The sequence below is a fragment of the Paraclostridium sp. MRS3W1 genome (genome assembly GCF_032465715.1).
Lineage (GTDB): Bacteria > Bacillota > Clostridia > Peptostreptococcales > Peptostreptococcaceae > Paraclostridium > Paraclostridium dentum.
Map to the genome: position 1 here is coordinate 1 of NZ_JAWDJM010000018.1, position 7870 is coordinate 7870.

The 7870-nt window shown below is 27.1% G+C and carries 8 protein-coding genes; 1 reads left to right on the forward strand and 7 read right to left on the reverse strand.

Features of this window, described 5'->3' with window-relative positions:
- On the forward strand, positions 1–847 hold an 847-nt coding region (locus tag RWY47_RS01300), incomplete at its 5' end, for an AI-2E family transporter (RefSeq protein WP_316030214.1).
- Positions 848–861: 14 nt separating this feature from the next.
- On the opposite strand, the gene RWY47_RS01305 is transcribed toward RWY47_RS01300, so the two are convergent.
- The 7 genes from RWY47_RS01305 to RWY47_RS01335 all read right to left on the reverse strand — a co-directional run bounded on the left by RWY47_RS01305 (position 862) and on the right by RWY47_RS01335 (position 7816).
- Complete coding sequence (locus tag RWY47_RS01305; RefSeq protein ID WP_316030215.1) at positions 862–1674, reverse strand: L,D-transpeptidase family protein; 813 nt, start codon at positions 1672–1674, stop codon at positions 862–864.
- A 109-nt stretch (positions 1675–1783) separates the two neighbouring features.
- The gene (locus tag RWY47_RS01310) at positions 1784–2227 is read right to left on the reverse strand and encodes a GNAT family N-acetyltransferase (protein WP_224170334.1); all 444 of its coding nucleotides are present in this window, start codon (positions 2225–2227) and stop codon (positions 1784–1786) included.
- Between the two features lie 13 nt (positions 2228–2240).
- Positions 2241–2705: a MarR family winged helix-turn-helix transcriptional regulator gene (locus RWY47_RS01315; protein WP_021429122.1), complete on the reverse strand. Its 465-nt coding sequence runs from the start codon at positions 2703–2705 to the stop codon at positions 2241–2243.
- A 148-nt stretch (positions 2706–2853) separates the two neighbouring features.
- A complete protein-coding gene (locus RWY47_RS01320; RefSeq protein ID WP_224170335.1) occupies positions 2854–4269 on the reverse strand; it encodes a carbon starvation CstA family protein in 1416 nt (471 codons plus the stop codon).
- A 216-nt stretch (positions 4270–4485) separates the two neighbouring features.
- Positions 4486–6408: an FUSC family protein gene (locus RWY47_RS01325; protein ID WP_224170336.1), complete on the reverse strand. Its 1923-nt coding sequence runs from the start codon at positions 6406–6408 to the stop codon at positions 4486–4488.
- A gap of 128 nt (positions 6409–6536) precedes the next feature.
- Positions 6537–7250 carry a carbonic anhydrase gene (locus RWY47_RS01330; RefSeq protein WP_224170337.1) on the reverse strand — a complete coding sequence of 238 codons (714 nt, stop codon included), beginning with the start codon at positions 7248–7250 and terminating at the stop codon, positions 6537–6539.
- Between the two features lie 89 nt (positions 7251–7339).
- The gene (locus RWY47_RS01335) at positions 7340–7816 is read right to left on the reverse strand and encodes an LURP-one-related/scramblase family protein (RefSeq protein ID WP_021428998.1); all 477 of its coding nucleotides are present in this window, start codon (positions 7814–7816) and stop codon (positions 7340–7342) included.
- Between the last annotated feature and the right edge of the window lie 54 nt (positions 7817–7870).

Here is a 7870-nt window from a genome sequence, read left to right on the forward strand (position 1 = left end):
GTTATATGTTGTTCCAATTATACAAAAAAATATAACTGATTTATATTCATTTATGCCTCATAATATAAATGAAATCGAGGATTTAATAAATTCTATACTTTCAACATTTAAAATAAGCACTAAAAATCCTGAGTCTACACTACAAATAAAAGAGTTTATTACAAATTCTATAATCCCTACTATGACATCAATTGCAGGAGTTCTTAGTCAAACATTACTAGAACTTATAGGCTTAGTAGTAACTTACACAGTAAATATATTCTTAGGAATTGTAATTTCTATTTATTTCTTAATTTCTAAAGAAAAAACAATTCAAATAGTTAATGACTTATGCGAATGTTTATTTGGTAAATTCTATTTAAAAGCAAAAGAATTTGGTAAAATACTTGATAAAAATATTGGGTCTTATATAATTGCTAAATTTATAGACTCTTTGATATATGGAACATTTTGTACTATAATCTTAGTTTTATTAAAATCTCATTATCCCGTATTTGTCGGAATAATAATTGGTATCACAAATATGATTCCATTCTTTGGACCAATTATAGGTACTGTAGTTGCTGTATTTATAAACCTATTCTTCTCATTTAACAAAGCACTTTGGGTTTTAGTTGTAATGGTAGTTGTTCAACAATTAGAAAGTGCTATATTAGAGCCTCATTTTGTAGGAAAACAAGTTGGAGTTCCACCTGTTCTTACAATACTAGCTGTTACACTTGCTGGTAATTATACAGGATTTATCGGAATGATGTTGTCAGTTCCTATAATGGGAGTAATCATCATATACGTTAATAGATATATGGCTAATAAAAAACAACCTCAAAAATTATCAAAAACAGACTAGAGTTTAACTCTAGTCTATTTTTGTAAGTTAATATTATAAGATGTTCCGATTTTTCTATAGCTTTGACTTGAATCACTTATTATAACTGTAGTTTGCTTTGGAACTTGATCAAACAACCACTTTATATCACTATTATGCATTCTAACACATCCAGCTGATACACTCTTGCCTATACTACTTTCACTATTATTTCCGTGTATAGCATAAGTAGTTCCATAAGTGCTACCTACTTGAAGTCCTAACCATCTATTTCCTAAAGGATTTCTAGGATCTCCACCTTTTATATTGTCTTTATAATAAGGTCTGTTTACAATTTTATTTACTATCTTAAATTTTCCCTTTGGTGTAGGTGTTGATTTTTTCCCTGTGGCTACATTAAATTCTTTAACTAAAATTCCATCTTTATAATACGCCATAGTATTATTAGATGTTTTTATTATTATAAAATCTCCCTTTGATAAATTTTGATTGTTATTATTTGATGTTACATTATTATCATTTGTATTATTTACTTGTACTAAAAAATCTCCACTACACCACCCATAACTATTTTTATATTTTATCTTGTACCATATTCCACTTTTATCTATAGTATCAATAACAACTTCTCTTTTTAAGCTTCCTATTTTCTTATAATTTGTACCTGGTCCACTTCTTATATTTAATGAACTTGCATTTACCTTCATCTTATTAATTGTATTTTGAGCTATAGTATACTTAGTGTTTTTTTCATTGGATTTATAGCTGTTAGCAGCTACATAGGTAGTGTTTCCAGCTACCATGAGTACGCACACAATAAAAGCTACAAATTTTTTTATGATACTCACTCCCTTTAAGTTTTTTCTTCCTATATATCATATAAAATTTGCTTTGTAATGGTGTGTTAAAAAATATATCATTTCCGTAACAACTTAGTTTAATACTTATTTATATTTATTATTTTCTATATAGCATATCAAGGTGAGGAATATCATCTTCTAAATATATATCCGATACTTCTTTAAATCCTAAGCTCTTATAAAACTCTACTAAATATGCTTGAGCTGATATTTTTATTTCAGTTTCATTTAGCTCATTTTCTATATACTCTATAGCTTTTAACATAATTTCTTTTGCTAGACCCTTCCCTCTATATTCTTTGCTTGTTAATACTCTACCTATAGAAGCTTCTTCAAACGAAATTCCTTTTTCTAAAATTCTTACATATGCTGCAATTTTGCCATTTTCTTTAGCAAATAAATGATATGAATTTTTATCTTTAAAATCTATATCTTGATATGGACACTTTTGCTCTACCACAAATACTTCTACTCTAGCACTTAATATCTCATACAATTCATCTACAGTTAATTCCTCATATTTTTTTAATTTCCATTTCATATAACTGCCTCCTCTATTTGTTTGTATAGTCTCTTTTATTTCCTTTTTTTACATACTCCCAATCTTTTTCTATATTCTTTCTCATTCTTTCTAATAAATTAAATAGGATATCTACTTCTTCTTCACTAAACCCATTTAATGAATTCTCTGTAGATAATTCCTCTTCACTTTTTAAAATTAAATGTATTTGACTAGCTTTTTCTGATGGATATAGCTCATATGCTCTTTTATCTTTTTCATTATGTCTTTTAATAACGTACTCTTTTTCAACTAATTTTTTAATAGCTTTTGCAGTTGTTGTCCTATCTACATTTAATAAATTAGATAAAACTTCTTGATTAATACCTGGATTTTCACATATTCTTACTAGAAACAAGTACTGTCCTTTTTCTAGTCCTATTTCTCTAAACTCTACATCACTTATTGTTTGTAGACATCTTGCAATTTTACCTATTTCTCTAAGAATTAAATAACTCATTTAATTCCTCCTTTAAAATACTTGAACTTTCACCTATTTTAAATTTATCATAAAGTACTTGAACTTTCAAGTATTTATACATAAATAAAGGTAGAATCTTTTAAAGATTCTACCTTTATTTTATATATATGAAATACTAACTTAATGCCTATGCTAATTCTTTATTTTCATTTCTTAATTTTTTAGCTTTTCTAGCAAATAATATAGTGAATACTATAGCAACTCCAATACCTATTGCATTAGATACTCCAGCATGTAATCTAAATCCTTCTGGTGCTTGCATTATATATGCAAATGTTACAGCTGTCATGAATATAGCAGGTATAGTACTTATAAAATGATTTTTATTATGTTTTGCTAAGTATGCTGATCCTGTCCATAACATTATCATAGCTAATGTTTGATTAGCCCAAGAGAAGTATCTCCATATTATATTGAAATCTATGAAAGTAAGTGCTATACCTATTACAAATAATGGTATAGATATCATAAATCTATTTTTTATACTACTTTGATCTATCTTCATTGCATCTGCTATTGTAAGTCTTGCACTTCTAAATGCTGTATCTCCACTAGTTATAGGACAAACTACAACTCCTAATATTGCAAGACCTCCACCTATTGGTCCCATTAAAGTATTTGATATAACATTTACAACTGTAGCTGGTCCACCTTGAGATAATATAACATCTAATTGAGGAACTCCTCCAAAGAATGTCATAGCTGCTGCTGCCCATATTAAAGCTATTATCCCTTCTGCAACCATTGAACCATAGAATACTCTTCTAGCTTCACTTTCTTTTTCAACACATCTTGCCATCATAGGAGATTGTGTTGCATGGAACCCAGATATTGCTCCACATGCTATTGTTATAAATAAGAATGGGAATAATGGTTGTCCTTGTGGATGTAAATTGTGAAGTGCTATATTTGGTATATCATACCCCTTAAATATTAACCCTCCTGCAACTCCAACAGCCATTATTAAAAGTGCTGCTCCAAATACTGGATATATCTTTCCTATAACTGCATCTACTGGTAAAACAGTGGCAGCGATATAGTATATTACTATTACAACAACCCATATCTTAGCATCTATTGATGTTAAAGTTGTTAAAAGTGCTGCTGGTCCTGTCATAAATACAGTACCAACTAATATTAAAAGTACAACTGTAAATACTCTCATTAAGTTTTTAGTTGAATTTCCTAAGTATTTTCCAACTAACTCAGAAGCTGAATCACCTCTGTTTTTCATTGATAAATATCCAGATAAGAAGTCATGAACTCCTCCTGCAAATATTGTTCCAAACACTATCCATAAAAATGCTGCTGGTCCAAATAAAGCACCTTGTATTGCTCCAAATATAGGTCCAAGTCCTGCTATATTTAAGAATTGTATAAGGAATATTTTTTTCCATTTCATTGGAATGTAATCTACACCATCTTCAAGTGTAGTTGCTGGCGTTTTGATGCTATCATCAATGCCAAACGTTCTTTCTACAAATTTACCATAAGTATAATACCCAATTATAAGTAACGCTATTGATCCTAAAAAACTTATCACATCAATCGCTCCTTCCCTAAAAGTTAATAAAAATTCGCTTTGCTCATGTGGCTATAATTTTTTTAAGCTTAAAAAAATGATGTTAAGAATTTCTTTTCTTAACATCATTATATATTGCTTTATGTTTTAATTTGTCGATTAACGAGTAAAACGTTATTTTATATTCATGAAATGCATTTTTTATGTAATGAAATGCATTTCATGTATAAATTTAAATTATAATTCATTTGAAATTTGTTTAGATAGTTTCTTAGAATTTATTATATTTTCTTTTAATTCTAAAACATCTACTAAAACTAATTGGCTAAACTTATCCGATCTTTTATTAAAGCACTTAATTATATCCTCTTTAGAATTTTCTCTATGCATTAGCTTATCTACGTCATAAACTAGATCCATTACACCTGTATTATTTTTACTAAATCTTCTAAAATTATTTACTAAAAATCTAATGTCATTCATAAACATTCGTTGATTGTATAAAAAGTCATCAATACTATTTGATAAAAGTGTTAAGTTGTTTGTATCTATTTTTTTGTTTATTAAGTTGTTAACAAATAGCATCTCTTTTACATCTTCGTCTATTTTTAGATCTAATCTACCTAATTCATATAATTTTGAAAGTACTTTTTCATTTATCATTATAGATTTTTCAATATCTTTTTTAGTTATATCTCTCATTTTGTAAGGTAATATAACCTTATTTGCATATAATGCAATTATAGTACCTATAACAACAAATACTATTCTGTTTATAGATATCATCTCTAAACTACTAGTCATAGCTGCTGCACCTAAAGCAGAAATTGTTGTACATATCATTTGATCTTTATATCTAGTTTGGAAGTTACTAATATACCCAACTACAAGTATAACTAATACTCTAGCTGAATTATCTTTTATTAAGTAAAATAAAATTTCAAAAATTACCAACCCTATTACAGTACCTACGAGTCTATCTTTACTTTTGACTTGACTAGCTTCAAGATAAGGTTGAACTATAGACGATAAACTAAAAACTAACCATTTTCCATATTCGATGTTAAAAATACTAACTATAAAAACACCTATACTTGTAACAATAGCTCCTCTTAATGCAAAAGTAAACTTAAGAGAATCCTTACTCATATTGTTTTTTAAATCATTTACTCTATCCAATAAATCCGTAACAAAATAATTTTCCTTAATTTTATCTATTTTTTTATCCCTTGAATCTTTTAAATCATAACTTAATAAATCTGCTGCATCTTTAAGTTCATATATTAAATAATAATTTGGTTCTATTTTATCTGTATCTTCAGCATAATCACTTAGTTTATTTATTAATTCGTCTATGCTTAAATTTTCATTTGTAAAATTATCAATTTCTACTAATAAGTTCTTTACTTCATTTAATGTTTCAAAATAACCTTCATTATCATTTCTATCATCTTTAATTTTATCAATTGTTAAGTTAATACTTTCTAAAAATCTACTTATAAATAAACTTTGCATAATTTCAATAGGTAAGTTTATATCTTTATCTATTCTTTTATACATCTCAGATACTAAGTCTCTTATTCCTATGTATGTTTTTTTGTTTAACTCATTTATAAAATCTAAATTTTTATTTTCTAATATACAGTTGATTTCCTCACCTATGTATTCTACAGAACTCTTTATTGTTTTTTTAGATTGTGTTTTAAGCTTATTTTTATTAGCTATCATCTGAATTGCCATTATTGCTAATCCACAAAATGCAAGAGCTACTATTCTAGTTGGTAACTCTTTTATATCAACAGGACTGTATAACATAAATAAATACCCTAATGTAAATGCTACATAAGTAGGCTTTTTCGTATTATATGTAAAGTTATATAAAACTGTAAATATTAATATAAAAGTTATAATTAATGCTAAAATTGAATTATTTGCTGCTAGAAAAGCTCCTACACCTAATACGACCTCTAAACCTACAAAATACACTGTGTTTCTTAGTGGGTTTATAGTATAATCTGTTCCTAGTAATGATAAAGCAGCTGTAATTCCTGCTACTCCAACCAATGTATTTTCATCTCCAAAAATACTTTTAAAACCTATAATTGCTGCTACTATAACTACAAACATTATGGTAGTAGATAAGATTTTTTTCTTCTCCATAATAAATCTCCTTTGATGTTTATCAAAATTTTCTATAGAATAATATACCACTACTTGTGTACTTTTAAAACATAAAAGGAGTAATTTTTTATTACTCCCTCTAAGTTTAAATTTTTCGAATTATAAAATTAGTCTAACCATTTAACTAAACCTGTTTCCATATCGTAACTAGCTCCAATTACTTTAACTTTTTTCTCATCAATATATTTTTTAATAATTTCATTTTCTTTAATTAGGTTTATCGAGTTCTCAGTATTAAACTTAACTGCATTATTATAAATTTCTTCTTGTGAACCACCTTGTAATTTTGCTTTTTCATAACTTGGTTTAATTTTCTTAACTATAGTTTCTAACTTCCCATTTATATTTTTTTCAGATGCTCCTTTTACAGCTCCGCAATCATCATGGCCCATAACTACAACTAATGGTACATCTAAATTACTTATTGCGTATTCGATGCTTCCTAATACAGTGTCATCAACTACATTTCCAGCTACTCTAACAACAAATAACTCTCCTAACCCTGTGTAAAATATATTTTCAGGAACTACTCTTGAATCCGAACAAGTTAAAATAACAGCGTAAGGATTTTGACCTTCTTCATTAAGTTTTTTTCTCGTATCTTTATCAATTGTATTTTTGTTGTATGTTGCATCTAGATATATTTCATTTCCTTTTTTCAATCTACTTAAAGGATCTTCCTTTGTATAACTATAAGTTTGAATAATATTTTGATTCTCATTACTTAAACTTGTTTTTTCCATCTCTTCAACAAATGTCTTTACGCAAAATAATGCTGCAAGTATAAAGATTGCTAATAATAATTCTTTTTTTTCTCTCATATATATCACCTATACATATAAATATTATTTTCCCAAACTTATTGTTTCCTAAAAATATATATTGATGCGAAAAAATGTTTAATTTAAAACTACTTACTTCTCTGTTTATCAATTATATCATCAACTATAACTGCCAAAGTTAAAACAAATGCTTCATCTTCAAAATCAGTTTCTACATTGTAGCTATCTGTAAAAGTAAAAACTTCTTTATGAATTCTAGCTATTTGCTCACTTCCTTTATATATTTCATAATTGTGGTCAATTATATCTCCTGTTACATTTAAATCCCCATATTTACTTTCTATCTTTATACTATCTCTCATAAAAGAAGGCTTTTTATTTACTTCCGCTACAACTTCATTGCCTTCTTTAACTTGATACTTAGCTAGCAGTGATATTACGGTTTCTTTAACAGAATATAATGTTTTTTCATCTTTAATAAGATCAAATTGAAGCCCTACTGCAAATAATTTATTATCTACAAAGAATACCTCTTCATTTTCTTCATTTTGTATCCAGAAGTCTTCTTTAATTTTAAACAATTTAGATTTCATATAATATTTCATTATTTTGCCCCTTCAAATTTAATATTTATCTATATTATCTATTATATAGTTTAC